This is a genomic window from Burkholderia sp. L-4 (assembly GCF_056856535.1).
In genome coordinates, this window is record NZ_JBXEOX010000002.1 from 501660 (window position 1) to 528040 (window position 26381).

General features: G+C 69.0%; 26 protein-coding genes. 9 read left to right on the forward strand and 17 right to left on the reverse strand.

Translation table 11 applies throughout. The annotated features are described in order from the left end of the window. Positions 1-33: 33 nt before the first annotated feature. The 5 genes from AC1VVG_RS18990 to AC1VVG_RS19010 all read left to right on the forward strand — a co-directional run bounded on the left by AC1VVG_RS18990 (position 34) and on the right by AC1VVG_RS19010 (position 4451). A complete protein-coding gene (locus tag AC1VVG_RS18990) occupies positions 34-1125 on the forward strand; it encodes a hemin-degrading factor (protein ID WP_034187859.1) in 1092 nt (363 codons plus the stop codon). Continuing rightward, a complete protein-coding gene (locus tag AC1VVG_RS18995; RefSeq protein WP_301741392.1) occupies positions 1122-2039 on the forward strand; it encodes a heme/hemin ABC transporter substrate-binding protein in 918 nt (305 codons plus the stop codon). Before AC1VVG_RS18990 ends, AC1VVG_RS18995 begins: the two co-directional genes overlap by 4 nt. 15 nt (positions 2040-2054) lie before the next feature. After that, a complete protein-coding gene (locus AC1VVG_RS19000; RefSeq protein ID WP_034187736.1) occupies positions 2055-3143 on the forward strand; it encodes a FecCD family ABC transporter permease in 1089 nt (362 codons plus the stop codon). Positions 3144-3162: 19 nt separating this feature from the next. After that, positions 3163-3984 (forward strand): heme ABC transporter ATP-binding protein, encoded by an 822-nt coding sequence (locus tag AC1VVG_RS19005; RefSeq protein WP_069705715.1) that lies wholly within the window; start codon positions 3163-3165, stop codon positions 3982-3984. A gap of 83 nt (positions 3985-4067) precedes the next feature. After that, positions 4068-4451: a VOC family protein gene (locus AC1VVG_RS19010; RefSeq protein ID WP_034187734.1), complete on the forward strand. Its 384-nt coding sequence runs from the start codon at positions 4068-4070 to the stop codon at positions 4449-4451. A 31-nt stretch (positions 4452-4482) separates the two neighbouring features. Here the strand turns inward: AC1VVG_RS19010 and AC1VVG_RS19015 are convergent, their stop codons facing one another. Both AC1VVG_RS19015 and AC1VVG_RS19020 read right to left on the reverse strand, forming a co-directional pair. Beyond that, positions 4483-5094, reverse strand: coding sequence for a trimeric intracellular cation channel family protein (locus AC1VVG_RS19015; protein WP_034187733.1), 612 nt, complete (start codon positions 5092-5094; stop codon positions 4483-4485). An 8-nt stretch (positions 5095-5102) separates the two neighbouring features. After that, positions 5103-7223 (reverse strand): penicillin-binding protein 1A, encoded by a 2121-nt coding sequence (locus AC1VVG_RS19020; RefSeq protein ID WP_482836021.1) that lies wholly within the window; start codon positions 7221-7223, stop codon positions 5103-5105. A gap of 243 nt (positions 7224-7466) precedes the next feature. On the opposite strand from AC1VVG_RS19020, the gene AC1VVG_RS19025 reads away from it, so the two are divergent. After that, positions 7467-8267, forward strand: a complete 801-nt coding sequence (locus AC1VVG_RS19025; RefSeq protein WP_175029330.1) for an aminoglycoside phosphotransferase family protein — start codon at positions 7467-7469, stop codon at positions 8265-8267. A gap of 177 nt (positions 8268-8444) precedes the next feature. Here AC1VVG_RS19025 and AC1VVG_RS19030 read toward each other — a convergent pair whose 3' ends face one another. The 3 genes from AC1VVG_RS19030 to AC1VVG_RS19040 are packed head-to-tail and all read right to left on the reverse strand — an operon-like array spanning position 8445 to position 11263. Beyond that, positions 8445-9440, reverse strand: coding sequence for an NAD(P)H-quinone oxidoreductase (locus tag AC1VVG_RS19030; RefSeq protein ID WP_034187731.1), 996 nt, complete (start codon positions 9438-9440; stop codon positions 8445-8447). Beyond that, positions 9437-9814 carry a carboxymuconolactone decarboxylase family protein gene (locus AC1VVG_RS19035; protein WP_482836022.1) on the reverse strand — a complete coding sequence of 126 codons (378 nt, stop codon included), beginning with the start codon at positions 9812-9814 and terminating at the stop codon, positions 9437-9439. Before AC1VVG_RS19035 ends, AC1VVG_RS19030 begins: the two co-directional genes overlap by 4 nt. 12 nt (positions 9815-9826) lie before the next feature. After that, complete coding sequence (locus AC1VVG_RS19040; RefSeq protein WP_059559038.1) at positions 9827-11263, reverse strand: NAD-dependent succinate-semialdehyde dehydrogenase; 1437 nt, start codon at positions 11261-11263, stop codon at positions 9827-9829. A 377-nt stretch (positions 11264-11640) separates the two neighbouring features. Between AC1VVG_RS19040 and AC1VVG_RS19045 the strand changes: the two genes are divergently transcribed. Next, on the forward strand, positions 11641-12576 hold the full coding sequence (locus AC1VVG_RS19045) for a LysR family transcriptional regulator (protein ID WP_034187728.1): 936 nt from the start codon (positions 11641-11643) through the stop codon (positions 12574-12576). A gap of 114 nt (positions 12577-12690) precedes the next feature. Here AC1VVG_RS19045 and AC1VVG_RS19050 read toward each other — a convergent pair whose 3' ends face one another. From AC1VVG_RS19050 to AC1VVG_RS19070, 5 genes are all read right to left on the reverse strand, one after another. Next, positions 12691-13527 carry a bifunctional allantoicase/(S)-ureidoglycine aminohydrolase gene (locus tag AC1VVG_RS19050; RefSeq protein WP_034187727.1) on the reverse strand — a complete coding sequence of 279 codons (837 nt, stop codon included), beginning with the start codon at positions 13525-13527 and terminating at the stop codon, positions 12691-12693. A gap of 786 nt (positions 13528-14313) precedes the next feature. Then, positions 14314-14754, reverse strand: coding sequence for a hypothetical protein (locus AC1VVG_RS19055; protein ID WP_034187726.1), 441 nt, complete (start codon positions 14752-14754; stop codon positions 14314-14316). 379 nt (positions 14755-15133) lie between these two features. Further along, positions 15134-15793 carry a methyltransferase family protein gene (locus tag AC1VVG_RS19060; protein WP_069705710.1) on the reverse strand — a complete coding sequence of 220 codons (660 nt, stop codon included), beginning with the start codon at positions 15791-15793 and terminating at the stop codon, positions 15134-15136. 155 nt (positions 15794-15948) lie between these two features. Then, positions 15949-16113 carry a hypothetical protein gene (locus tag AC1VVG_RS19065; RefSeq protein WP_167361907.1) on the reverse strand — a complete coding sequence of 55 codons (165 nt, stop codon included), beginning with the start codon at positions 16111-16113 and terminating at the stop codon, positions 15949-15951. A gap of 253 nt (positions 16114-16366) precedes the next feature. Then, a complete protein-coding gene (locus AC1VVG_RS19070) occupies positions 16367-16786 on the reverse strand; it encodes an HIT family protein (protein ID WP_034187724.1) in 420 nt (139 codons plus the stop codon). Between the two features lie 242 nt (positions 16787-17028). Between AC1VVG_RS19070 and AC1VVG_RS19075 the strand changes: the two genes are divergently transcribed. Next, positions 17029-18441 (forward strand): serine hydrolase domain-containing protein, encoded by a 1413-nt coding sequence (locus AC1VVG_RS19075; protein WP_482836023.1) that lies wholly within the window; start codon positions 17029-17031, stop codon positions 18439-18441. Positions 18442-18522: 81 nt separating this feature from the next. On the opposite strand, the gene AC1VVG_RS19080 is transcribed toward AC1VVG_RS19075, so the two are convergent. From AC1VVG_RS19080 to AC1VVG_RS19105, 6 genes are all read right to left on the reverse strand, one after another. Further along, complete coding sequence (locus tag AC1VVG_RS19080) at positions 18523-19146, reverse strand: glutathione S-transferase family protein (RefSeq protein WP_034187722.1); 624 nt, start codon at positions 19144-19146, stop codon at positions 18523-18525. A 72-nt stretch (positions 19147-19218) separates the two neighbouring features. Next, on the reverse strand, positions 19219-20718 hold the full coding sequence (locus tag AC1VVG_RS19085) for a TIGR01777 family oxidoreductase (protein WP_482836024.1): 1500 nt from the start codon (positions 20716-20718) through the stop codon (positions 19219-19221). After that, complete coding sequence (locus AC1VVG_RS19090) at positions 20715-21584, reverse strand: thiol-disulfide oxidoreductase DCC family protein (protein WP_482836025.1); 870 nt, start codon at positions 21582-21584, stop codon at positions 20715-20717. The genes AC1VVG_RS19085 and AC1VVG_RS19090 overlap by 4 nt, the downstream gene beginning before the upstream one ends. A gap of 93 nt (positions 21585-21677) precedes the next feature. Then, positions 21678-22148 (reverse strand): DUF2269 family protein, encoded by a 471-nt coding sequence (locus tag AC1VVG_RS19095; protein WP_034187719.1) that lies wholly within the window; start codon positions 22146-22148, stop codon positions 21678-21680. Continuing rightward, a complete protein-coding gene (locus tag AC1VVG_RS19100; protein WP_482836026.1) occupies positions 22145-23467 on the reverse strand; it encodes an SDR family oxidoreductase in 1323 nt (440 codons plus the stop codon). Before AC1VVG_RS19100 ends, AC1VVG_RS19095 begins: the two co-directional genes overlap by 4 nt. Positions 23468-23555: 88 nt before the next feature. Then, entirely contained in the window at positions 23556-24089 is a 534-nt protein-coding gene (locus AC1VVG_RS19105; protein WP_034187718.1) for a GbsR/MarR family transcriptional regulator, read from the reverse strand. Positions 24090-24254: 165 nt separating this feature from the next. On the opposite strand from AC1VVG_RS19105, the gene fabV reads away from it, so the two are divergent. Continuing rightward, positions 24255-25457, forward strand: coding sequence for an enoyl-ACP reductase FabV (fabV, locus tag AC1VVG_RS19110; RefSeq protein WP_034187717.1), 1203 nt, complete (start codon positions 24255-24257; stop codon positions 25455-25457). 58 nt (positions 25458-25515) lie between these two features. On the opposite strand, the gene AC1VVG_RS19115 is transcribed toward fabV, so the two are convergent. Beyond that, positions 25516-26220 carry an SDR family oxidoreductase gene (locus AC1VVG_RS19115; RefSeq protein ID WP_034187716.1) on the reverse strand — a complete coding sequence of 235 codons (705 nt, stop codon included), beginning with the start codon at positions 26218-26220 and terminating at the stop codon, positions 25516-25518. Between the last annotated feature and the right edge of the window lie 161 nt (positions 26221-26381).

Genomic DNA, 26381 nt, shown 5'->3' on the forward strand with positions numbered 1-26381 from the left:
ACCCACCCCAACCGCTACTTGAAGGAGTCCGACATGATGCAATCCGCCCTTCCCGGTCAATCGGCCGGCCCGGCCCGTGCGGCCGCCGCGCTGCGCGACGCATTCATCAAGCTCAAGACCGAGCGTCAGCTACGCAACCGCGACGTCGCCCAGGCGCTCGGCGTCAGCGAAGGCGAGGCGCTTGCCGCGTTCGTCGGCGAGCACGTCGTGCGGCTCGACGCGCGCTTCCCGGCGATGTTCGAGGAAATGCCGCGCCTCGGCCGCGTGATGGCGCTCACGCGCAACGACACGGCCGTCCACGAGAAGGACGGCGAATATGCGCAGATGAGCCACGACGGCCCGGTCGGCCTCGCGCTCGGCGACATCGACCTGCGCATCTTCTATCGTCACTGGGTGTCGGCGTTCGCGGTGCGCGACGAAACCGCGCACGGCCCGCTGAAGAGCCTGCAGTTCTTCGACGCGCAAGGCCATGCGATCCACAAGGTGTACCTGCGCGCGCACAGCGACCACGCCGCGTACGACGCGTTCGTCGAACGCTGGCGTGCGCCGTCGCAGGAGCCGGGCCTCGACGTCGCGCCCGCCGCACCGAAAACACCCGAGCGTGCCGACACCGAGATCGACGTCGCGGGCTTCCGCGCCGCGTGGGAAGCGATGACCGACACGCACCAGTTCTTCGGCATCACGCAGCGCTTCGGCGTGAGCCGCATGCAGGCGCTGCGTCTCGCCGAGCCGCACCATGCATATCCGGTCGAAACCGCGCATGCGCTGCGCCACGTGCTTCAGCAGGCGGCACAAAGCGGCCAGCCGATCATGGTATTCGTCGGCAACGCGGGGATGATCCAGATCCACACGGGTCCCGTCGCGAACGTGCGCGAGGTCGGCGCATGGATCAACGTGCTCGACCCCGGCTTCAACCTGCATGTCCGCGAAGACCTGATCGCCGCCGCCTGGGTCGTGAAGAAACCGACGAGCGACGGCATCGTCACGTCGCTCGAACTGTTCGACCGGCAGGGCGACCACGTCGCGCTGCTGTTCGGCGAACGCAAGCCGGGCAAGGTCGAACGCGACGACTGGCGTGCGCTCGTCGCGACGCTGCCGGCGGCCGCACGCGGGGGCGCGCGGTGAGCGCGCGGCCGTTCGATCCGCGCCGCCGCGCCGTGCTCGCGGGCGCGGCGGCCGGCGCGCTCGCGGGCGCGCTGCCCGGCAGCGTGCTCGCCCAGGCTGCGCAGGCCGCCCCGAAGCGCGTGGTCGTGATCGGCGGCGCGCTCGCGGAAACCGCGTTCGCGCTCGGCGGTGCCGAGACGCCGCGCTACCGGCTCGTCGGCGCCGACACGACCTGCACGTATCCCGACGCCGCGAAGCGTTTGCCGAAAGTGGGCTACCAGCGCGCGCTGTCGGCCGAAGGGCTGCTGTCGCTGCGCCCCGATCTCGTGCTCGCGTCGGCGGAAGCCGGCCCGCCTACCGCGATCGCGCAGGTGAAAAGCGCCGGCGTCACGATCACGACGTTCGACGAACGCCACGACGTCGAATCGGTGCGCGCGAAGATCACGGGCATCGCGCAGGCGCTCGACGTGCGCGAGGCCGGCACCGCGTTGCTGCAACGTTTCGATCGCGACTGGCAGGCCGCGCGTGACGCGGTCGCCGCGCGCGCGCCTGCCGGCGTGCAACCGCCGCGCGTGCTGTTCGTGCTGAACCATACCGGCAACCAGGCGCTCGTCGCCGGCCAGCGCACGGCCGCCGACGCAATGATCCGCTATGCGGGCGCGCGCAACGCGATGCAGGGCTTCGATCACTACAAGCCGCTGACGACCGAGGCACTCGCGGCCGCCGCGCCCGACGTCGTGCTGATCTCCGACGAAGGGCTGGCCGCCGTCGGCGGTCGCGCCGCGCTACTGGCAACGCCGGGTTTCGGTGCGACGCCGGCCGGCCGCGCGCGGCGCGTGGTGTCGCTCGACGCGCTGTTGCTGCTCGGCTTCGGCCCGCGCCTGCCGCTCGCCGTCACGACCCTGCACCGACGCCTGTCGGATGCGCTCGCCTGATTCCGGATCATCTCGATGCCCGCTCACGCTTCGCCCTTCTCCGCGCCGTCGCCCGCCTCGCGCGCCGGCGCCGCGCGCGTCGGCACGTCGCGCCGCCTGGCGCCGTTCACCCTCGCCGCGCTCGCCGTGCTCGTGTGCGCGATGTCCGTCGTCGCGCTGTGCGTCGGCGCGTATCGCATTCCGCTCGCGGAGGCCTGGGCCGCCCTGAGCGGCGATGCCGCCGCGCAGCAGGCGCGTGCGGTGCTGCTCGACATCCGCGCGCCGCGCGTCGCGCTCGCGCTGCTGGTCGGCGGCGGCTTCGGCGCGACCGGTGCCGCGATGCAGGCGCTGTTCCGCAATCCGCTCGCCGATCCGGGCCTCGTCGGCGTGTCGAGCGGCGCCGCGCTCGGCGCGACGACGATGATCGTGCTCGGCCCCGCGCTCTTTGCCGCGCACGTGAGCGCGGCCGCGCTGCCCGTCGCCGCGTTCGTGGGCGCGCTCGCGGTCGCCGCGCTCGTTTATCGGCTCGCCGCGTCGCGCGGCCGGCTCGCGCTGCCGCTGCTGCTGCTCGCCGGCATCGCGATCAACGCGCTGGCCGGCGCGGCGATCGGCCTGCTCACGTTCGTCGCCGACGACGCGCAGTTGCGCTCGCTGACCTTCTGGAGCCTCGGCAGCCTCGGCGGCGCGCAATGGCCCGCGCTGGCGGCCGTCGCGCCATGCGTCGCGATCGGCTGCGTGCTGCTCGCGCGCGAACGCGACGCGCTGAACGCACTGCAGCTCGGCGAAACCGAGGCATTGCATCTCGGCGTGCCCGTGCAGCGGCTGAAGCGGCGTGTGCTCGTCGCGGTCGCGCTCGCGGTCGGCGCGCTCGTCTCGTGCGCGGGCATCATCGGCTTCATCGGGCTCGTCGCGCCGCATTGCGTGCGGCTCGCGTGCGGCCCCGACCAGCGCATCGTGCTGCCCGGCGCCGCCCTGCTCGGCGCGTTGCTGACGCTCGCCGCCGATCTCGCCGCGCGCACCGTCGCCGCGCCGGCCGACATTCCGCTCGGCGTGCTGACCGCGCTGCTCGGCGCACCGTTCTTCCTCGCGCTGCTGTGGAAGAGCCGCGGCGCGCTCGGCGGGTAATCCCTTCCTCACGACGACCATGCTGACCGCCCACCACCTCGACGTCGCCCGCCGGCACCACGCGATCCTGCGCGACCTGTCGCTGTCGATCGAACCCGGCCGCGTGACCGCGCTGCTCGGCCGCAACGGCGCGGGCAAGAGCACGCTGCTGAAAACCTTCGCCGGCGAACTGACCGGCAGCGTCGCGCCGAACGGCGTGCGCGTGACGGGCGACGTCACGCTGAACGGCGAGCCGCTCCAATGCATCGACGCGCCGCGGCTCGCGTGCCTGCGCGCGGTGCTGCCGCAGGCCGCGCAGCCGGCGTTCCCGTTCAGCGTCGACGAAATCGTGCTGCTCGGCCGCTATCCGCATGCGCGACGCAGCGGCGCGACGTCCCGCCGCGATCGCGACATCGCGTGGCTTGCGCTCGAACGCGCGGGCGCCGATGCGCTCGTCGGCCGCGACGTGACGACGCTGTCGGGCGGCGAGCTCGCACGCGTGCAGTTCGCCCGCGTACTCGCGCAGCTGTGGCCGGACGACGACGCAGCGGAACGCGGCCCGCGCTACCTGCTGCTCGACGAGCCGACCGCCGCGCTCGATCTCGCGCACCAGCATCGCCTGCTCGACACCGTGCGCGCGGTTGCACGCGAATGGCAGCTCGGCGTGCTCGCGATCGTTCACGATCCGAACCTCGCCGCGCGGCACGCGGATACGATCGCGATGCTCGCCGACGGCACGATCGTCGCGCACGGCGCACCGCGCGACGTGATGACGCCCGCGCATATCGCGCAATGCTATGGATTCGCGGTAAAGATGGTGGACACCGGCGACGGTGCGCCGCCGGTGATGGTGCCCGCGTAGCGCCGGGCGCCGCACGGCTCGATGCCCGCGATCGTCCGCCGCTTTCATTCGAGATCGTTTGCCCCTTTCCTTCGAGGCGCCCCATGCCCGTTCCGATGACTCGCATCATCCTGTACGTCCACGACGTCGCGTTGCTGAAAGCGTTCTACCAGCGGTATTTCGCGTTGCCCGTCATCGAGGAGATCGACGGCGAATGGGTCGTGCTCGACGCCGGTGCGGTCGAACTCGCGCTGCATCGGGCCGGCCCGGCGTTCCGCCACACGGCCGTGCCCGCGCACGCGAACGCCGGCACCCGTCACGTCAAGCTCGTCTTCCGGATTGATGCCGATATCGACGCGCATCGCGACCGGCTCGCCCGCGACGGCGTGGCCGTGCGCGATCTCAAGCGCTACGACGGCTTCCCGTACCGGATGGTCGACGGCATCGATCCGGAAGGAAACGTCTTTCAGATGATGCAGCCCGACTGAACACCGTCCCGGTCGACGTGGCCGCGAGCGCTCAGTGCTCCAGGTCCGCCGCGCCGAACGTCCGCATCTTCCAGCCGAGCCGCACGGCGAGCATCCGCATCGAGAACCCGGTCGCGAGCGCGACGATCGTCGCGACATCCGCGTCGATGCCGAGATGCGGCATGCCGACGTACAGCGCACCGGTGACGAACGCGACGCTTGCATAGAGCTCCTCGCGCAGGATCAGCGGCATCTCGTTGCACAGCAGGTCGCGCAGCATCCCGCCGCACACGCCCGTGATCGCGCCGGCCAGCACGACGATGATCGGCGCGATGCCGGTCGACGCGCCGACGTCGCAGCCGATGATCGTGAACGCCGCGAGGCCGATCGCATCGACGGTGACGAACAGCGTCTTCATCCGCGCGACGTGCCGCGCGGCCCACGACGCGACGGTCGCCGCGACCAGCGTGATCACCAGATACTCCGGATGCGCGATCCAGCCGAGCGGATAGTGGCCGAGCAGCACGTCGCGCACGGTGCCGCCGCCGAGCGCCGTCACCGCGCCGACGAGCGCGAGCCCGAAACGGTCCATCCCGCGGCGCATGCCCATCAGCGCCCCCGACATCGCTTCCGCGACGATCGCAATCAGATAAAGCGTATGCATGGCGCGCGTCAGTCGTCGGTCCGGAACAGGTCGAGCACACGTTCGCGCTCGGCCGCATCGACAGCCGCGGGCATCGGCGCGTCGGGCTTGCCGCTGTCGCCCTTCGCGTCGGGCTTGTCGGTTGCCGGCGCGCCGCCGCACGCGAAGCGGCTGCGAATATACGCCGGCACGTCGGCCGTGCAGGCGCCGTGCGCGTATTCGGCGTAGACGAAGTCGCCATCGACGAGCGCGACGTCCTGCGGCGGCGTCGCGTCGACCGACGTGCGCCCGTCGACGGCCGTCTTCATGTAGTCGAGCCAGACCGGCAGCGCGAGCGTCGCGCCGGTCGCGCGCCCCATCGGGCGCGGCGTGTCGTAGCCGAGCCACGCGACCGCGACGATGCCCGACGAGTAGCCGGCGAACCATACGTCCTTCGACCCGTTCGACGTGCCCGTCTTGCCGGCCGCGTCGTCGCGGCGCAGCGCGAGCGCGCCGCGCGCGGTGCCGGCGCGCACGACGTCGCGCAGCATGCTGTCCATCACGAACGCGTTGCGCGCCGAGACGACGCGCTCGCCCGACGGCGCGGTCGCCTCGTACATCGCGCCGCCGTGACGCTGTTTCACCGACAGGATCAGGCGCGGCTCCATCCGCGTGCCGCCGTTCGCGAACACGCTGTAGGCGCTCGCGAGTTCGAGCGGCGTCACGGCGCCCGCGCCGAGCGCGAGCGGCAGCGACGCCGGATTGCGCTGCGCGTCGAAACCGAAACGCACCGCATGCTGCTGCACGTAACGCGCGTCGGTGGCCTGCATCAGGCTGACCGCGACCAGGTTCTTCGAGCGCACGAGCCCCCGCCGCACCGGGATGAAGCCCTCGTAGCGGTTGCCGAAATTGCGTGGCCGCCACGGCTGCGCGCCGGTTTCCGCGCGCGTGAGCGTGCGCTGCGTGTCGTCGACCAGCACGCCCGGGAAGTAGCCCTTCTCCAACGCCGCCGAATAGACGAACGGCTTGAAGCTCGAGCCCGGCTGGCGATACGCCTGCAGCGCATGGTCGAACACGTTGCGATTGAAATTCGCGCCGCCGACCAGTGCCAGCATGTCGCCGGTTGCCGCATCGAGCGACACGAGCGCGCCCTCGAGCCCGTTGCGCGCATCGCGCTTCGCGCGCGGCTGCCGGTTCAGCGTGCGCTCGAGCGCCGCTTCGGCCGCGCGCTGGTCGCGCATCGAGATCGTCGTCGTCACGTCGAGGCCGAGCGTGTAAGCGTCGTCGTGAAACCGCTCGACCATCATCCGGCGTGCGCGCTCGGCGACGTACGGCGCCGCGACGATCCCCGGCGGCGGCGTGGTCGCCAGCGCGATCGGCGCATCGACGGCCGCGCGATACGTCGCGTCGTCGAGCTGGCCGAGCGCATGCATGCGGCCGAGTACGTAGTTGCGCCGCGCGGTCGCGCGCGCCGGGTTGACGACCGGGTTGAACGCGGAGGGTGCCTTCGGCAGCCCCGCGAGCACGGCCGCTTCGCCCGCGCTCAGCGCGTCGAGCGGCTTGCCGAAATACACGTTCGCGGCGGCCGCGAAACCGTACGCGCGCTCGCCCAGGTAGATCTCGTTCATGTACAGCTCGAGCAGCTTGTCCTTGCTGTACTCGCGCTCGAGCTTGGCCGCCATCAGGATCTCGGCGAGCTTGCGGCTCAGCACCTTGTCGCGCGTCAGGTAGAAGTTGCGCGCGACCTGCATCGTGATCGTGCTGCCGCCCTGCCCGGGCTGCCCCGTCACGACGTTCGCGAACGTCGCGCGCGCGAGGCCGCCGACATCGACCGGGCCGTGCGCGTAGAACTTCGCGTCCTCGGCCGCGAGCAGCGCGTGCCGCATCAGCGGCGGGATGCGTTCGAGCGGCACGAACTCGCGCCGCTCGACGCCGTATTCGGCCAGCAGGTCGCCGTCGCGCGAGAAAATCCGCAGCGGCAGCGCGGGACGATAGACGGCCAGATGCTCGACGGACGGCAGTTGCGTCCAGATGCGATTGATCGTCCAAACGCCGATGCCCGCGCACGCAAGCGTCAGGCCCAGCAGCACGCCCGCGAGCGTGCGCCACACGCGTCCGCGGCGCGGCGGCGGGGCGGGTGGCGGTGGCGGGTTGGCGGTGTGGTCGGTCATGTCGGGCTCCTTCTTCAGTGCCCGCGACGGCCGGCGCGAGAGGAGCGCCGACTGTTCACGGAAGGCGCGCATTGTCGAAGGGATCACCCGAAACCGGAACATTCTTTAGCCAAAGTTTGGCAGGCTAAATTTTATTCAGGAAAGCGCGCCGGAAGCCTTCCGCGCGGCATGTGCGGGCCTGCGGCGTATCGTCGCCGCAGCGCGCACGCGGCACACGCTCCGGTTCGCTTGTACCATCGTGTGATGTTCGATCGATACCTTGGCCTGTGGGGCCTCGTTCCCGACGGCGGCGCGATCCTGACCGCGAGCGGCGGCCTGCTGCCCGTGGTCTGGCAGGGCCGGCCCGCGATGCTGAAGGTCGCCACCTGCGACGAGGAGCGGCGCGGCAATGCACTGATGGCCTGGTGGCACGGGCAAGGCGCCGCCCGCGTGTGGCTGCACGACGGCGACGCGATCCTGCTCGAACGCGCGCAGCCGGCGCCGACGCTCACCGCGTTGTCGGCAGCGGGCCACGACGACGACACGATACGCATCGCCTGCAACGTCGTCGCGCGGCTGCACGCGCATCGTGCGCCGCGGTTGCCGCCGGTCGTGCCGCTGCACGAGTGGTTCCATGCATGGCTGTCGCGTGACGCGGGCGACGACGTGCTGCGCCGCTCGGCCGCGGTCGCACGCCAGCTGCTGACCGAAACCGCCCCGACCGTCGACGAAGTCGTCCTGCACGGCGACATCCATCACGGCAACCTCCTGCATTTCGGCGATCGCGGCTGGCTCGCGATCGACCCGAAGGGGCTGCGCGGCGAGCGCACGTTCGACTACGCGAACCTGTTCTGCAATCCCGCGCACGACATCGCGGTCGATCCCGCGCGTTTCGAGCGGCGCGTCGCGCTCGTGACCGACGCCGCGCAACTCGACCGGCAGCGGCTGCTGCAATGGATTCTCGCGTGGTCGGGCCTGTCGGCCGTATGGTTGATGGAAGACGGCCTGCCGCCCGATACGCGGCTGCAGGTTGCGCAACTCGCGGCAATCGCGCTCGGTCTGTAGCAATACGCCCCGACCGTGAAGAGCGGGTCCATACCGGATTTCCAAGGGAAAGCGGCGAGGACAACCGGTATCCGGCCGGAAGCGGTCGCTCGCGCTGGTTGCGCCGAGGGGCCGCTTCGCTCCACGCAACTGCCGGACGGCTTCATGCGCCGGCATGCGACGTGAACAAGCGTCACGTCAGCTGTTTTCGTTCATCGTCAGGATGATCTTGCCCACGTTCACGGCCGACTCCATCCGTCGATGAGCGGCCGCGGCATCGGCGAGCGGAAACACGCTGTCGACGACCGGCTCCAGGCCTGCCCCGCCCGCGAAGCGGTCCAGCCAATGTTCGCGAAACCGCCGCACCATCGCGTGTTTCTCGCGCGGGTCGCGCGACTTCATCACCGTGCCGATGATTTGCAGATGACGGTACAGGATCTGTTCGAGACCCACGCTCACGTCACCGCCGCCGCCGAGTATGCCGACCTGCACCAGCCGGCCACCGTTTGCCAATGACGCGACATTCCGGGAAAAATACGGCGCGCCCACGAAATCGATCACGACATCGACACCGCGTTTGTCCGTCCTGCTGGCAACGACTTCCGAAAAATCCTGCGTCTTGTAGTCGATCGCATGGTCCACACCCAGTTGAACGATCCGTTCCAGCTTCGAAGCTTCGGCAGTCGCGAATATCGTCGCACCGGTTGCATAGGCCAACTGGACCGCCGCGGAACCGACCCCGCCCGCCGCGGCATGAATGAGCACCGAGTCGCCGCGCTGCAAGCGGCCAAGATGCAACAACGCTTCGTGCGCGGTGACGAAGACTTCCGGTATGGCAGCCGCATGCACGTAGTCGATCGTCGCCGGAATGGGCATCGCCATTCTCCAGTCGATGCGCGCCAGTTCCGCATAGGCCCCGCCGCCCACGACGCCCATGACACGATCGCCGACCTTGTAACCCTGCACGGCAGGTCCGGTCTCGATCACCTCGCCGGCGATTTCGAGCCCCATGATCGTCGAGTCGCCGAAGTTCGGCCGGCCGTATCCGCCTCGCCGATGCGTCAGATCCGCGCGATTCACGCCCGCGGCATGGACGCGTACCAGCAGATCGTCGGGACGAACCTCGGGTGCCTGGACCTCGGCGAGCTGGAGAACCTCGGCCTCGCCGAATTCGTTGAATGTGATGGCTTTCATTTCGAACCTTCCTGCGTCGTGGATGAAAGGCCGGCGAAATCGTCGGACCGGGTTGGTGCGCCAAGCGTCGCCTGCGCCGCGGCGGATGCCGAGATCGCCGCGGGGAACCCCGCATAGAACGCGAGGTGAGTGATCGCCGCGGCGAGTTCTTCGCGCGTTACGCCGTTCGTCAACGCGCGGCGCAGGTGCGCCGGCAACTCGTCGAGGTGGCCCCCCGCGATCAGCGCGGCGACGGTCACGAGGCTGCGGTCGCGCGGCGAGAGCGCCGGATCGCTCCAGATTCGCGGATAGAGCGTGTCGTCGACGAATGCCGAGAGCGTCGGCGTAAAGGCGCGGGCGGCTTCCCGCGGGCTGCCGAAATCTGCGTGAGACATGGCGATTCCCCTTCAAGCCTGGCTGACGAACTTGTGCGTGAGGTAGTACTCGATGCCCTCGGCACCGCCTTCCGAGCCGTGGCCGCTTTCCTTCATGCCGCCAAACGGCAGTTCGGTCGAAACGATGCGGTACTGGTTGATGCCGATCATGCCGGCCTCGAGACCGTCCGCGACATCGATGGCCATGCGCGCACTGCTCGTGAACGCATAGGCGGAGAGCCCGTACGGCAACCGGTTCGCTTCGGCGAGCCCGTCGGCGAGGCCATCGAAGCGCATCAGCACCGCGATCGGGCCGAACGGCTCTTCGTGCATCACGCGCGCGTCCTTCGGCACGTCGGCGAGGACCGTGGGCTCGAAGAAGTACCCTTCGCCCTCGATACGCTTTCCGCCGGCGAGAACCGTTGCGCCACGTTCCACCGCGTCGGCGACGAGTTCCTCCATCTTGGCAAGCTGGCGCGGATTCGCCAGCGGCCCGACCTGCGTGCCGGCCTCCATGCCGTTCCCGACCTTGAGCGCGTTGGCCGCACGCACGAAGTGACCGGCGAACGCGTCGTAGACGTCGCGCTGGATCAGGAAGCGCGTCGACGAGATGCAGATCTGGCCCGTGCCGCGAAAGCGATTCGCCGCGCCTTCGACCGCGGCCTTCTCCACATCCGCATCGTTGAATACGAGGACGGGCCCGTGGCCGCCCAGTTCCAGCGTGATGGGCTTGACGCCTTCGGCCGCGCGCGCCGACAGCAGACGGCCGATCGGCACCGAGCCCGTGAACGTCACCTTCCGGATGACCGGGGACGCGATCAGGTGCTTCGACACCTGGTCGGGCACGCCGAATACGACTTGAAGCACGCCCTTCGGCAAACCGGCGTCATCCAGTGCGCGCGCCAGCGCGAGCGCCGTGGCGGGGCTTTCCTCGCCGGGTTTGATGATGACGCTGCATCCGGCGGCGAGTGCGGCCGAGAGCTTGCGCGCCGGGGTGATCGCCGGAAAATTCCACGGCGTGAATGCGGCGACCGGCCCGATCGCCTGTTTCTTCACGAGCTGTTGCACACCCGGGCGGTTGGACGGCACGACGCGGCCGTCGATGCGGCGCGCCTCTTCGGCGAACCATTCGAAGTAGTCGGCCGCACGCAGGACTTCGTCGCGGCTTTCCGCCAGCGGTTTGCCTTCCTCGAGCGTCATGACGGTAGCGATGTGCTCGGCACGCTCGCGCATCAGTTCCGCGCCGCGCTTGAGAATGCGCGCGCGTTCGGCCGGCACGGTGCGGCGCCAGACGTCGAACGCCTGGGCGGCGACTTGCAGGGCGCGATCCAGATCGGCTGCCGTCGCCAGCGGGACGCGTCCGATCTCGATTTGCGTGGCGGGGTTGATCACCGGCGCCGTTTCGCGTTCGCCCGCGTCGATCCATTCGCCGTTGATGAAAAGATGAAGTGCGTCGTACGTGATGTCCATGGCATTGACCTCTATGTTTAGGATTACGATTCAATTTAAGTTCGCGGCGAGCCGGACAGGAGAACCCGCGCCACGCCGTGTCGGGATGATCCGCCGCATCGGGCTGGGCCCGGGTTCGAAACGTCGGTGCTCCGACTGCCTGACTTCGGGACTCAGTCTAGGCGTGAAGCGGGCGGCAACTTAGAGGGGCCGGAAAGAATGAATCTTGTCTGTGGAGAGAAAATCGCCCCGTCGGCACGAAGGCATATTGAAAGGATGCATAAAAACGACACGGGACTTCACGCTGACGGCACGAAACAGGCACGGGCCCTATCATCACAGGCTCGCGCGGGCCGGAACGCGGCGATTCGACGAAAAATTCAAAGCCAGGGTGCGTAATGGACAAGGTTCACACCATGTCGGTGTTTGCGAAAGTGGTCGAGATGGGCAGTTTCACGGCGGTCGCGAACCACCTCGATACGACTGTCGGCAACATTTCCCGAGCGGTATCGGTACTTGAGGACAATCTCAACACGCGGTTGCTGCAGCGCTCGACGCGACGGCTCGTGGTGACCGATGCGGGGCGGCGTTTTTACGAGCGCAGCGTTGCGATCCTCTCGGACATCGAACGGGCGGAAGCGGAAGCCCGCGATGCGCTGCTGGAGCCGCGTGGTGTATTGCGCGTGCATGCGGTTCCGGGATTGGGCCGCCAACTTGTTGCGCAAGCCGTGCTGGCCTATCGGAGCGCCTACCCGGAGGTATCGGTCGATCTCATGCTGTCGCAGCGGATGCCGAATTTGCTCGAAGAGCAGCTCGACGTGGCGGTCGTGATTGCCCGCACGCTGCCGGACTCGGCGTACGTGAGCCAGAAGATCGGCGCAAGCCACTGCATTCTGGCGGCGTCGCCCGATTATCTGGCGCGGCATCCGGCGCCCGAGTGCGTGGAAGATCTCGCCGATCACACGTGCGTGCGCCTCAGCACGGTCGATTACGCACCGGACGAATGGCATCTGCAAGGCAAGGCCGGCGAGGCCGTGTATCGTCCGTCGGGATCGCACTTCAGTATCAACGACATGGATGCGATGTCCACGGTACTGCAGGAGGGCGCGGGGATCGGACTGATCGCCGCCTTCTCGGCGATCGACGATTTGCGCAAAGGATCGCTCGTTCGCGTCCTGCCCGAATTCCACACCGCCCAGCGCAACGTGTATGCGGTGTATTCGTCCCGTCAGTTCGTCGACGCGAAGATCAAACGGTTCATCGATGTCCTGAAGGTGCGGGTCGGTGACCGCTTGAATGCGTATGCGGAGGAACTCGCCATCGCGGTCGCATGACCGGCTTCACGGTCGGCGTGGTCGGGGCCGCGCCGGACACTCACGGAAACCCATGAAGAAAAGCCCGCCGGCTTGCACCGGCGGGCTTGCGTGTCCGACCTGCGTGGCGGCGCGTTAGCGCGCCGGGTTCAGCAACAGGTTCATGTGACGGTTCACGTCCTTGTACAGCAGGTAGCGGAAGCGGCCGGGGCCACCCGAGTAGCAGGCCTGCGGGCAGAACGCGCGCAGCCACATGAAGTCGCCCGCTTCGACCTCGACCCAGTCCTGGTTCAGGCGATAGACGGCCTTGCCTTCCAGCACGTACAGGCCATGCTCCATCACGTGCGTTTCCGCGAACGGAATCACGCCGCCCGGCTCGAACGTCACGATGTTCACGTGCATGTCGTGACGCATGTCGCTCATGTCGACGAAGCGCGTCGTCACCCATGCGCCGTTGGTACCCGGCATCGGGATCGGCTCGACGTCCTGCTCGTTGGTCACGAATGCGTCCGGCAGCGGAATGCCGTCGACGGCCTGGTAGTGCTTGCGCACCCAGTGGAAGCGCACCGCGGCATCGCTGACGTTGTGCAGCGTCCAGTCCGCGCCCGGCGGAATGAACGCGTAACCGCCCGGCTTCAGCGTGTGCTGCTTGCCTTGCAGCGTCAGCTCGGCCTCGCCTTCGACGACGAACAGCACGGCTTCGGCGTTCTTGTCCTGCTCGGGCTTGTCGCTGCCGCCGCCCGGATTCACTTCGACGATGTACTGCGAGAAGGTTTCGGCGAAACCCGACAGCGGGCGGGCGATCACCCACAGGCGCGTGTTCGTCCAGAACGGCAGCCAGCTCGTGACGATGTCGCGCATCACCCCCTTCGGGATCACCGCGTACGCCTCGGTGAACATCGCGCGATCGGTCAGCAGATCCGTCTGCGGCGGGTGGCCGCCATGCGGCGCGTAATACGTTGTCTTAGACATAGTGCATCCAGGCAATGGGTTGGTCCGGCCCCTGGCGCAAACGGCATCGGGCGGTTCGCACGCGCGTGGGGCACGCATGCGGCGGCGGGACATCGTTGCCGGGGTGGCTTGAAAGCGCGTGCGCCTTCGTTCGGTCGGCCAGGCTTCGCGTCGGGTCCGTCCGGTTCATCGGACGCGGCGACCCGGGTTGTCGGGTCCGGCGGCCGGCCGCGGCGCTCGCGGTCATGCGGCGAGGCGCGGCGGGCGGCACGGTTCGACTCCGTACGCGGGCACCGCCGACGATAGCGAAGTCGATCGCGATCGACCAATTAAATGTTGCGATGACATCCATTCGATTTCCCACTACCCGCCGGCGCCCGCGATGCGCGGTGAAGGGCCATGGCGCGGCGGGCGGGCCATCAGGGAAATCCTGACGGCCAGGCAACGGCCAGGTCATGTCCGGTCATGCGAATCGAGGGGGAAACGACGGGCTTGCGGCAGCGGATCGCTGCGACGGGGTCGTCAGGCTGAAACGGACGGAAGAACGATCCGCGATGGCGCACGCCGATTCTGCCCGGACGCGTTCATGCGCGGCAGGTCAGGTCGTCGAGCAACGGGGAAACACGGGGGGAGATGGATGGCCGGCCCGTCGATCGGGCGCAAGGCGGCGGCTGATGAAGCCGAAGGGACACGCCGGTGAGGCCGGCGATGACGGCCCGGCAGGCCGCCGGGCCGAATCTCGCGTCGGGTGCCGACGCCGTCGGCGCGCCGGTGCGCATGTCGCGCACCGTGCCGCGCTCGCGGCGATCAGTCCCAGTCGCGGTGGTGGTGACGATGCTTGCGGTGGCGATAACCGCGATCGCCGTAGTCGCGCTCGTACGAGCTGCGCGACATGTTGCCGCCGAGCGCCGCGCCGGCGCCGCCGCCGACGGCCGCGCCCAGCAGGCCGCCCGTGCGGCCGCCCATCGCGTTGCCCGCCGCGGTCCCCGCGCCGCCGCCGAGTGCGCCGCCGATGATCGCGCCGGTGCGCTCGCGACGGTTCGACGTCACCGCCCCACCCGCGCCGCCGCCGATGGCGCCGCCGATCACCGAGCCCGTGCTGCCGCCGAGCGCACCGCCGACTGCCGCGCCGGCTACCCCGCCGAGCGCGCCGCCAAGCGCGTTGTTCATGTCACCGGCCAGCGCCGGCAGTGCAGTCGTGCCGGTCAGCGCGGCGACGACGAGAGCGGGGGCGATTTTCTTCCACATTCCCGTATTCTTCCTTGTTCGCAATCTGGTTATCGAAGGTCCGCTCGCTACGACGATCTGAATCGATCGACGTCGGGTCAGGCATTGTGCCGAACCGCGGACCAATTCATTTCAATGAGCTTGCGGCGAAGAATAGCATCGGTCCCGCCGCCTTGCCGTGGACATTCTGGTAACAAGTTGTTTACGAATAACGAAGGTCGGACGGGCACCCCGAAATTGCGCCAAACCCGCGCCGGCATTGGCTCCGGCGAGGGTCCCGACCAGCGCGGAGAGAGCCCGGCCCTGCGCGTCGTCGCACGTTCGAGACACACGTGGCAACACATCGGGCACGCGTCGTGAGCAGGCGCCCGAACGACGGCAACGGGGAAGGATGACGGGGTCAGTACACGCCTGGCAGCAACCGCCACGTCCGCGCGCAATACGCGTCGTATTCGGCGCCGAAATGCGCGCGCAGCAGCGCCTCCTCCGAGCGGATCCGCGCGACGAGCGGCACCAGCGTCAGCCCGACCAGCAGCAGGCCGATGCCCGAGCGGAAAACCAGCGACCAGCCGACCGAATTGACGAGCAGGCCGAGATAGCTCGGATTGCGGATATGGCGGTAGATGCCGTCGGTCACGAGCGTATGGCCCGGCTGGATCGCGACGAGCCCGCTGAAGCGCCTGCCGAGCACGAACACGGGCCAGATACGCAACGCACCGCCCGCGAGGTACAGCACGACACCGAGCCAGCGCACCGTGTCGCCGCCGAAGGTCCAGACATCGAGCCGGTCGGTCAGCGCGGGTACGTAGGCGAGCAGGAATCCGCTCACCGCGAATGCGGCGAGCACCCAGCGGTTGTCGCGATTTTCACGCTCGCCGCTGCTCAGGTTGCCTTCGGTGAACAGCGCGGCCACGGCCATCGCGAGCGTCGCGATCGCGACGACGGTCAGCTGCGGATGCGAGAAGAACGCGGCGAACCCGCCGATACCGAGAACGGCGAGCCCGAGATAGACGAGCGTGGATACGCTCGACAGGACGACGACCTTGGGGGTCACTGCCATGACGGCCTCGCGGGGATGCGCTTTCCCGTGAAGTATAGGAAGCGCGCTCGCGAAGCGCCGTGCGCCGCCGTCATGCGGCACGCGACGCCCGGCGGATCGCCCGGCGAAAGGCGGCGCACCGTGCCCCTGCGGCCGGAACGCCCGCCCGGAGGCGATCAGCGGATGCGGAAGTTGCCGCCGATCCCGACGCTGACGGGCGGCGCGTAATACGCGGGCGCATAGCCGTAGTAGGCCGGCGCGGGCGCGTAACCGTACGGCGGCGCGACGTAGCAGCCTGACAGGCCGCCGATCAGGGCAAGCGTGATGAGAATTCTGGACATGGCTCGGTTCCCGGCGCGAAAGACGAACGGCATCTCGCGAAGGCCGCGCCGCCGCGACGGGCGGCGGCCGGCACGACGAGGCGATCCGCCTCTCGTGTCGCTCGATGATGCAATGCGCGGAGTCTAGCGCCGGGCCTGGCCGGCCGAGTTTCGCCGGCGGTTACACGTGTTACCTCGCATGACCGCTGAAACAGTCGGGTGCGGGGCGGCGGCCGGCCGCCGGGCCCTTGCCGGGCCGCATGCAATCGATCCGTTACACGAAATGCGCACGAATGCGCTGCGCGAGCGCCTCGAGCGTCGCGGCGTCCGCGATCTCGCGCGCATGCATCCGCAGCTCGACGCCCTCCCGGCGCGGAATCACGTGGAAATGCACGTGCGGGACCGTCTGGCCGGCCGCCGCGCCGTTGAACTGGCCGATGAACACGCCGTCCGGCTCGAGCGCCGCGCGCACCGCCGCCGCGACGCGCTGCGTCATGCGGATGCCGGCCGCGGCCGCGTCGCCGGACAGCTCGAAGATCTGCGCGGCCGGCTCCTTCGGGATCACGAGCACGTGACCGTCGGCCTGCGGCATCAGGTCCATGATCGCGAGCGTCGCATCGTCTTCGGCGACTTTCACGCAAGGCAGTTCGCCGCGCAGGATTTTCGCGAACGGGTTGTCGTTGTCGTAGGTCATGGCGTTTTCCGATCTCGGTTGGACAGTTGGGCCGGGTGGCCAATGCCGGACGATTATCGGCCGATGGCCGCCCGGACATCAACTTGCGCGACGCGCAACACGGGGCGAACCGCCGGACACGCGGCCACGCGAACGCATGCGGTCGTCATCGCACGTCACGCGGCCGCGATTGCAACGCATCGCCCAAACCTGAGACACTGCCGGATCGTTGCCGGCCGGCACGCCACCGAGGACGCTCGCGCATGACGATCCCCCTCAAGAAGCTGATGCTGCGCGGTGTCGCACTCGCGCTCGTTGCCGCGATCGGCTACACGGGCTACATGCTGTCCCGGCTCGCGCCGATCGCGACCGGCTATGCGGCCAAGGCGCTGTGTTCGGGCGTGTTCGTATCGGGCCGGCCGGCCGCGTCCGTGATCGACGTGGACATCATGGCCGGCGTGCATCCGCTGCTGAAGCTGGTGCGCCCGTCGATCGATCCCGACCATCATCGCGCGACGGCGACCTTCGCCGGTTTCGCCGAGCGCGAAGCCGACTTCCGGCCGGGGCTCGGCTGCACGCTCGCGCCCGGACCCTCGCCCGGCGCGACGTCGACCCCGTTGCCGGCCGCGTTGCCGCCGCTTCCCGACCCGCCGGCCACCCCGCCCGCCCCCGCCACGCCGCCCGCCGGCATCGACGCGCACAAGCTGCGGACCGCGCTCGACCGCGCGTTCGACGAACCCGATCCGGCGCGGCCGCGGCGCACCCGCGCGGTCGTCGTGATGTGGCGCGGCCAGGTGATCGCCGAACGCTACGCGCCCGGCTTCACGGCCGATACGCCGCTGCCCGGCTGGTCGATGACGAAGACCGTGACGGCCGCGCTGATCGGCACGCTCGTCGCGCAGCACAAGCTGTCGCCCGATGCGTCGGCGCTGCTGCCCGAATGGCGCGGCAGCGGCGACGCACGCGCGGCCATCACGCTCGACGAGCTGCTGCGGATGACGAGCGGCCTGCAGTTCAACGAGGACTATGACGACCCGCTCTCCGACGTCGCCGTGATGCTGTTCACGCAGCCCGACATGGCGCGGTTCGCGTCGGCGAAACCGCTCGCCGCGACACCCGGCACGCAGTGGTACTACTCGAGCGGCACGAGCGCGATCGTCGCGCGTGTGATGCGCGAAGCGCTCGGCGGCAGCGACGGCGACTATCTCTCGTATCCGCGCCGCGCGTTGTTCGCGCCGCTCGGGATGCGCAGCGCGGTGTTCGAGCCCGATGCATCCGGCACGCTCGTCGCGCCGTCGTACCTGTATGCGAACGCGCGCGACTGGGCGCGCTTCGGGCAACTGCTGCTGCAGGACGGCAGGTGGAACGGGCAGCAGTTGCTGCCGCGGGGCTGGGTGCGTTACCTGACGCGCGCGACGCCGCAGTCGGCACGGCAGACGTTCGGCGCGCAACTGTGGGTCAAGGTGCCGGAGCCGTTCAACGATCGCGATCCGAACGCGCCCGCGATGCCGGCCGACGCGTTTCATGCGGTCGGCCATGAAGGGCAGTTCGTGAGCGTGGTGCCGAGCCGTCAGCTGGTGGTCGTGCGGCTCGGGCTGTCGCGGCCGGAGGCCGCGTGGAATCACGAGGCGTTTCTCGCGCGCGTGCTCGATGCGGTGCCGGCGCCCGGCGCGTGACGGCGGGCGCGCGAATCGATGACGCGCGCGTGAAGCGGCAGCGCTTGCAACGCCGCCGCTTCACGCGCGGCCTGCCCGGCTTTACGGATTCGCGCTGCCCGCGTACTGCTTGAAGCCTTCGCGCGTCGCAAGACGTTCGATATAGCGCGACACCGCCGGCAATTCCGGATGGGCGAACGGCGTGCCGAACCAGCGGTTCGCCGACAGGCCGATCGGAATGTCCGCGAGCGTGAACGTATCGCCGGCCACGTACGCGCCCGTCTTGTCGAGTTGCGCATTCAGCACCTGCATGTGCTTCGTCCAGCCGGCGATCGACTGCGCGATGCCGTCCGGATCCTGGTGATCGGGCGACTTGCGCACGAGGCCGAGGAATGCGCCGACCCACGAGCGGTTCAGGTCCGAGCCCTGCCAGTCGATCCACTGGTCGACCCGTGCGCGCGCCTGAGGCTCGGCCGGATAGAGCGCGTCGCCGCCATGGCGGTTCGCGAGGTAGCGGATGATCGTGTTCGATTCCCACAGCACGAAGTCGTCATCCTTGATGACCGGCACGAGCGCGTTCGGATTCAGCGCGAGATAGGCCGGATCGTGGGTCGTGCGGAAGCCCGCCCCCCAGTCTTCCTGTTCGAACGGCAGGTTCAGTTCGGTGCACAGCCACAGCACCTTGCGGACGTTGATGGACGGGATCTTGCCGAGGACGTGCAGCATGCAGTCTCCTTGTGAGGTCGGATGCGGAGCGCGCGGGACGCAGGACACGCCCCGCGCACGTTCACGCCGAATTTATACACGACGGCGGGGCAAACGGCAGGCCGGCCCCGCGAAATCGGCGTGCGGCCGGTTCGTCAGGTCGCGCAGCGCATGCTCGGCCGTCGGGAAGCGGAACATGAATCCTTCCCGATGCAGCCGCGCCGGCATCACGCGCTGCCCGTCCAGCAGCAGCTCGGCCATCTCGCCCATCGCGACGCGCAGCGGCGCGGCCGGCACGTGCAGCCACGCGGGGCGGCGCAGCACCTTCGACACGACCTGCACGAACGCGCGCTGGGTCAGCGGCACCGGCGCGACCGCGTTGTAGACGCCGCGCATGCCCGCGCTCGACATCGCGCGCGCGATGATCCGCAGCACGTCGTCCCGGTGAATCCAGCTCATCACCTGCGCGCCGTCGCCGAATCGCCCGCCCATCCCGAAGTAATGCGGCAGCAGCATCGGGCGCAACGCGCCGCCGGGGCCGAACACGATGCCCAGCCGCAGCACCACTGTGCGCACGCCGTGGCGTTCGAGCGGCTGCGCGGCACGCTCCCACTGCCGGCACAGTTCGGACATGAAGCCGGTGCCGGCGCTGCTGGCCTCGTCGAGCCGTTCGTCGGCCGGACGCACGCCGTAGTAGCCGATCGCGGATGCCTGGATCCACGTGCGCGGCTTGATCTCGGCGGTCTCGACCCAGCGCGTCAGCGCCTGCGTGACGCCGACGCGGCTCGCAAGCAGCCGCGCCTGCCGGCGCTTGCTCCAGCGTGCGCCCAGCACCGGCGCGCCCGCGAGATTGACGACCGTGTCGACACGCTCGTGCGGCCGCAGTTGTTCGACGGACGTCACGCTGCGCACGCGGCCATCAAACAGGTAGGCCGCGCGCAGCGGATCGCGCGCCAGCAGCGTGACGGTATGCCCGGCATCGAGCAACCGGTTCACGAGCGTTTCGCCGATGAAGCCCGTCCCGCCGGTCACGAGCACGTGGCCGGGCGGCTGACCCGCGAACGGATTGGCGGCCGGCACACGGCGCGCGATCCGGCACGCGGCGATCCCGTCGCGCACACCCGATATGGTCACGCCGACGGCAAACAGGCTGAGCAGCCAGCCGCGCCAGCCGGGATCGAGCGGCTGCAGCGCGGTCGGCTCGTGCGCCCACACGGCCAGTTGCATCGCGATCATCCCGAACAGCGCGCCGCCGTTGACGGCAAGCAGCGTGTGCAGCACGCGCTCGGTGGCCGGCAGCTTGCGGCTTTGGTCCTCGACGACGAAGTCCCACAACGTCAGCGACACTTCGACGAGTACGACCGCCGCGAGCGCTGCCACCCACGCCCCGTGAAACGCAACGTTCGCGATCGATGCGAACACGAGGCCGTACAACACGGAACGCACCGCATGAATCGCCAGTTCGAGCCGCGCGCGCGGGCTGTGCGGCAGGTCCTGCGTGAGTTCGTGGTGATAAAGCGTATCGAAGGCGCCCATCGCGCCCTGCACGATCAGCAGGTTGAGCGCCCAGTCGAAAGCAGGCAAGGTGTTCATACGGTATCCCTCCTCCACAGCCAGACGAGCGGCGGCACCATCGCGACGAGCGCGACGAGGTCGATCGCTACGTGGCCCCGCACATGCGCCTGCCACGACAACAGCATGTCCTGCGGCGCCCAGATCGACAGGCCGGCCAGCAGCCAGCCCCACACTTCCCGTTTGCGCAACCGGCTGCCGAGGTGGACGAGCGCGAGCATCCAGACCGACGCGCACTGTACCGTCGCGCCGGCCAGCGACATCCACCAGACCTGCTGGGCACGTGCGGCGTCGGGCGCCGTTCCTGCCCAGAAATGCAGTTCGATGCCGCGGTGATAGGCATCGAGCCACGGCGCGCCGGCCATCCACGGCACGACCGCGCCGACCAGCAGGTGCACGATCGCGACCGCCCCCATCCAGTTCACGACGATGCGGCGCTGGGTGTCGCGTGCGGGGCGCGCTGATGCCCTGCGTCCGGCGGCCTCGCCGATCCCGCACGCCGCGTCGTCGCAGCGCGCTTCGGCGTGATACCCGAGCCAGCGCGAAACGGCCTGCCGGTTGCGTGCGAAGCGGCGATACAGCGGTGCGAGCACGCCGCGCAGGGCCGGCACGCGCAGCAGCCAGGCGAGCCAGCGGCGCCCGGCCAGCGCGTGGGCGGCCGCGACGCTGTCGACGCCGGTCAGCATGCGTCCGTCAGGCAGGCGCGCATGCAGTTCGCGATTCAGCGCGGGCAGGTCGACGCCCAGCGGCGCCGGGTCGAAGCCCGGTTCGGCGATATCGACGAACATCAGCCGGTGTCGCGCGTCGCGCGCCGCGAGACGCCGAATTTCCGCGACGCATAACGGACATCGCCCGTCGAAGTAAACTTCCAGTTCACTTGCGCTCATGATTTGCACTCCTTCTTTTTATCGAAAGCATCATGAATCGATCGACTGCATGCCGATGCCTCGAACCGCCGCGCCCGCACGGCGGCGACACGCTTACATCGGCTTGACCACCATCAGGAAGTAGACGGTCAGCATCGCGAAAAACGCCGGATAACCGAGCAGTTCCCAGCGTTTCGCGTAGCGCCAGTAGCGCTCGGGCAGCGCGGCATCGCCGTTCGCGTGCGCGAGCCTCGCCATCGATGCCAGTTCGAGCTGCAGCCACACGACCGGCAGCCAGCACGCACCGGCGACCGCGTACAGCACGATCGACGCGAGCAGCCACGGCGTATGCCACGGCCAGCCGGCCGTGTGCGCGAGCCACAAGCCGGACGCCGGCTGGAAGATCACGGCCGGCGTCGTGAACCACCCGTCCGCGCGCACCACGAGCCGCGACACGGCCGCGATCGCGGGCACCGACCGCGTGCGGTTCGCGAAGAACAGGTAGAACGCGGTGCCGAACCCCGTGCCGACCAGCAGCACCGAGGACAGGATGTGAAGCGCCTTGATGACGAGATAGGTATTCATGCGCGTTCTTCTTCTGAAAAGAGGATCAACAGGATGGCGAGAATCGGCACGTTCTTGAGCACCGGACCGAACGGTTCGGCCAGCAGGCCCGGCATCGTGACCGCGATCACAGCCGAATACGCGACGATCAGCGCCGCTTGCGCAGCCCACAGGCGCCGCGAAGGCGCGGCGACGGTCGCGATGCCGAACGCGAAGTCCAGCGCGCTGGCCCCATAGAGCGCAAGCAACGCCGGCAGCCCCGTCAGGTGCGCAGGCGCGAGCAGCGCGAGGCTCGCGTGCAGCGGATGGATGAACGCGCTCGCGATGGCCGTCCAGATCCACACGATCGCGAGCGCGCCGCGCAGCAACGGGCGCCGCCACATCGCGAGCGCCTCGCGGCGCAGCGCGGCAGCGCTTTCCGTGCCGATGAAGCCGCCGAGGCCGCGCGGCGGCCGGCCGAGCACGGCCGCGGTGGCCGACGGATCGCCGGTGTTCCCGGCGCGCAGCATCGTCCACGTGTCGCGCGTGAACAGCGCGCCCGGCAGCATGCCGGACAGGACGGCCGCCGCGCCGGCCAGCGGGCCCGGCAGCGTCACGCGCGCAGCCGGCGGAAACCCCAGCGCGGCCCGGTAGCAGGCCAGCATCTCGCGGTATTCGACTTCGTCGCCGCCGACCACGTCGATCACCCGGTTGCCGGCCTCCGCCGCATCGTCCGGTTGCACGACGAGCCGCGCGACGACTTCCGCGAGATCGTCGACGTGCACGGGGCGCAGCCGCTGACGGCCGCCCGCCGGCAGCACATGCACGGGCAGGCTCGCGAGCATCCGGAACAACCGCGCCGACGCGCCGGCCGCGCCGTAGACGAGCGCGGGGCGCACGATGCGGGAATCGATCGGCAGCGTCCGCAGGAACCGGTCGGCCGCGTGCTTGCTCGCGAAGTACCGCGTCTCGCCGCGCTCGACGCCGAGCGCCGAGATCTGGATCACGCGCCGCACGCCGGCGCGGCAGCATGCGGTGAAGAGCGCGCACGGCGCGGCGCGGTGCACGGCGTCGAGCGTCGCGCCGCGTCGGTCGGCCAGGATGCCGACAGCGTTGACCACCACGTCGACGCCCGTCAGCCGCGGCAGCCACGCCTGCGGATCGACGTCCCGCGCGAAGTCGATCGCGATGTCGCGCGGGCCGGCCGCGTGACGCACGCCGCGCAGCACGTGATGGCCGCCGGCTTCGAGCTGCGCGCACAGCGCCCGCCCGATGAAGCCGCTCGCGCCGCAGACGAGCACGGTGATACTGCGCGCGCCGGTGCGATCGTGCTGTCGGGCCGACGGCAGGATTGCGTTCATCTTCATCCTCTATTTACAGTTATTTCTGTAAAGACAGAAATATCAACCCCGAAAAAAGCGGGCTGCCCGCCCGCACTTCCGCTACCGCTTACTTCGACGGCTTGCGCCTGACCGTCTGGCTGATCTTCGCGCCGATGCCGAGCGCCTTCATCAGCGTATCGGGCTTGAGCCGCAGCATCTCGTCCGACCAGGTCGTGAGCGTCTCGACGAACTGCAGCGTGTCGCGGATACGCTGTTCGGTCTCGCGGCTTTCGTTCGCGATCTCCGGACTCGTCAGGCAATCGCGCAGCACCGTGAGCGTCGGTTCGATCTCGCGCTGCCGCCGCCCTTCGACGATCAGCTTGAACAACTCCCAGATGTCGGTCGACGTCTCGAAGTGGTCGCGGCGGTCGCCCAGCACGTGCACGACCTTCGCGAGCCGCCACGCCTGCAGCTCCTTCAGGCTCGTGCTGACGTTGGAGCGCGCGACGTTGAGCGTGTCGGCGATCTCGTCGGCCGCGACCGGCCGGCCGGCCAGGTAGAGCAGCGCGTGAATCTGCGAGACGGTACGGTTGACGCCCCACCGCGAGCCCATTTCGCCCCAGTGGAGAATGAATCGTTCGGCAATCGGTGTGAGTTCCATGTCAGGAAATTTATTCATTTCAGTTATTTCTGTCAAGAGAGAAATAACCGGGGCGATCCGACACCGTCCGGCCGCGCCCGCCCGCGATCGGCCGCTTCCTTTACAATGCGCGGGATTTTCCGATTTCAGGCCGTCCCCGCCTTTCTGATAGACAGAGGTTTTTCCATGATCATCAAACCGCGCGTGCGTGGCTTCATCTGCGTGACGACTCATCCCGTCGGCTGCGAGGCCAACGTCAAGGAACAGATCGACTACGTGACTTCGCACGGCCCGATCGCCAACGGCCCGAAAAAGGTGCTCGTGATCGGCGCGTCGACCGGCTATGGCCTCGCGGCCCGGATCTCGGCCGCATTCGGCTCGGGCGCGGACACGCTCGGCGTGTTCTTCGAGCGCGCCGGCAGCGAAACGAAGCCCGGCACGGCCGGCTGGTACAACAGCGCCGCGTTCGAGAAATTCGCCGCCGAAAAGGGGCTCTATGCGCGCAGCATCAACGGCGACGCATTCTCCGACAAGGTCAAGCAGGTCACGATCGACACCATCAAGCAGGATCTCGGCAAGGTCGATCTGGTCGTCTACAGCCTCGCGGCACCGCGCCGCACGCATCCGAAGACGGGCGAGACGATCAGCTCGACGCTCAAGCCGGTCGGCAAGGCCGTCACGTTCCGCGGCCTCGACACCGACAAGGAAGTGATCCGCGACGTCGCGCTCGAACCGGCGACGCAGGAAGAGATCGACGGCACCGTCGCGGTGATGGGCGGCGAGGACTGGCAGATGTGGATCGACGCGCTGGCCGACGCCGGCGTGCTGGCCGACGGCGCGAAGACCACCGCGTTCACGTATCTCGGCGAGCAGATCACGCACGACATCTACTGGAACGGCTCGATCGGCGAAGCGAAGAAGGATCTCGACAAGAAGGTGCTGTCGATCCGCGACAAGCTGGCCGCGCACGGCGGCGATGCCCGCGTGTCGGTGCTGAAGGCCGTCGTCACGCAGGCCAGCTCGGCGATCCCGATGATGCCGCTGTACCTGTCGCTGCTGTTCAAGGTGATGAAGGAAGCCGGCACGCACGAAGGCTGCATCGAGCAGGTGTACGGGCTCCTGAAGGACAGCCTGTACGGCGCGACGCCGCACATCGACGCGGAAGGCCGCCTGCGCGCGGACTACAAGGAGCTCGATCCGCAGGTGCAGGAGAAGGTCGTCGCGATGTGGGACAAGGTGACCAACGAGAACCTGTACGAGATGACCGACTTCGCCGGCTACAAGACCGACTTCCTGCGGCTGTTCGGCTTCGAGATCGCCGGTGTCGACTACGACGCGGACGTGAACCCGGACGTGAAGATCCCGGGCATCATCGACACGACGGTCTGACGAAACGCCCCGCCGCCGCGCTCATCGAGCGGGCGGCGGGGCCGCGTTGCCGGCCGCGTCAACGCGGCGCCGGCTCTTCCAGATAGACGCCCGACGACAGCGTGGCCTTCACCTGCCGCGTGAATTCGTCGGTCGACACCTCCTCTTCTCCTGCTTCGATTGCCTCGTAGGCCTGGCGCACGACGTCGGCCGGCGTGGCCTTCGGCACGTCGAGGCCGGCCGTCAGGTCGGTATCGATGAATCCCGCATGCAGCCCGACGACCTGCGTATGCTGTTCGCGCAGCGAATGGCGCAGCCCGTTGGTCAGCGCCCACGCGGCCGATTTCGACACGCCGTAGCCCGACAGGATCGGCCGGTTCACCCAGCTCGCGACCGACAGGATGTTCAGGATCGCGCCGCCGCCGTGGCTGGCGAGCGTGCCGGCGAACGCCCGCGACATCGCCAGCATCCCGAACACGTTGGTTTCGAAGTGCTCGCGCAGCGCGTCGGGCGCGCCGTCGTCCGTCAGGCTGCCGAGCCGCGCGATGCCGGCGTTGTTGATCAGCAGCGTGACGTCGCGGGCCGCATCGGCCGCCGCGGCGACGGCCGCCGGATCGGTCACGTCGAGCTTCACGGGCACGACGCCCGGCAGCGTCACGGTGGCCGGATCGCGCGCCGCCGCATAGACCTTGCGCGCGCCTCTGGCGAGCGCCTGCTTCGCGAACTCGAGCCCGAGCCCGCGGTTCGCGCCCGTCACGAAAACGACTGCACCTTCGATCTTCATGATCGTTCCTTTCGCATGATGAATCGCCTGCGCGCCGGCTCGCCGCGCGCATGAGATCCGGTGGAAAACGAGGTTGCCATTGCTTGCCGAACCGGTGCGCCGCCGACGGCGGGCGGCGAGCCGTCCGCCGCCCGATAGCCGCGGCGCCAAAGACGCCAACC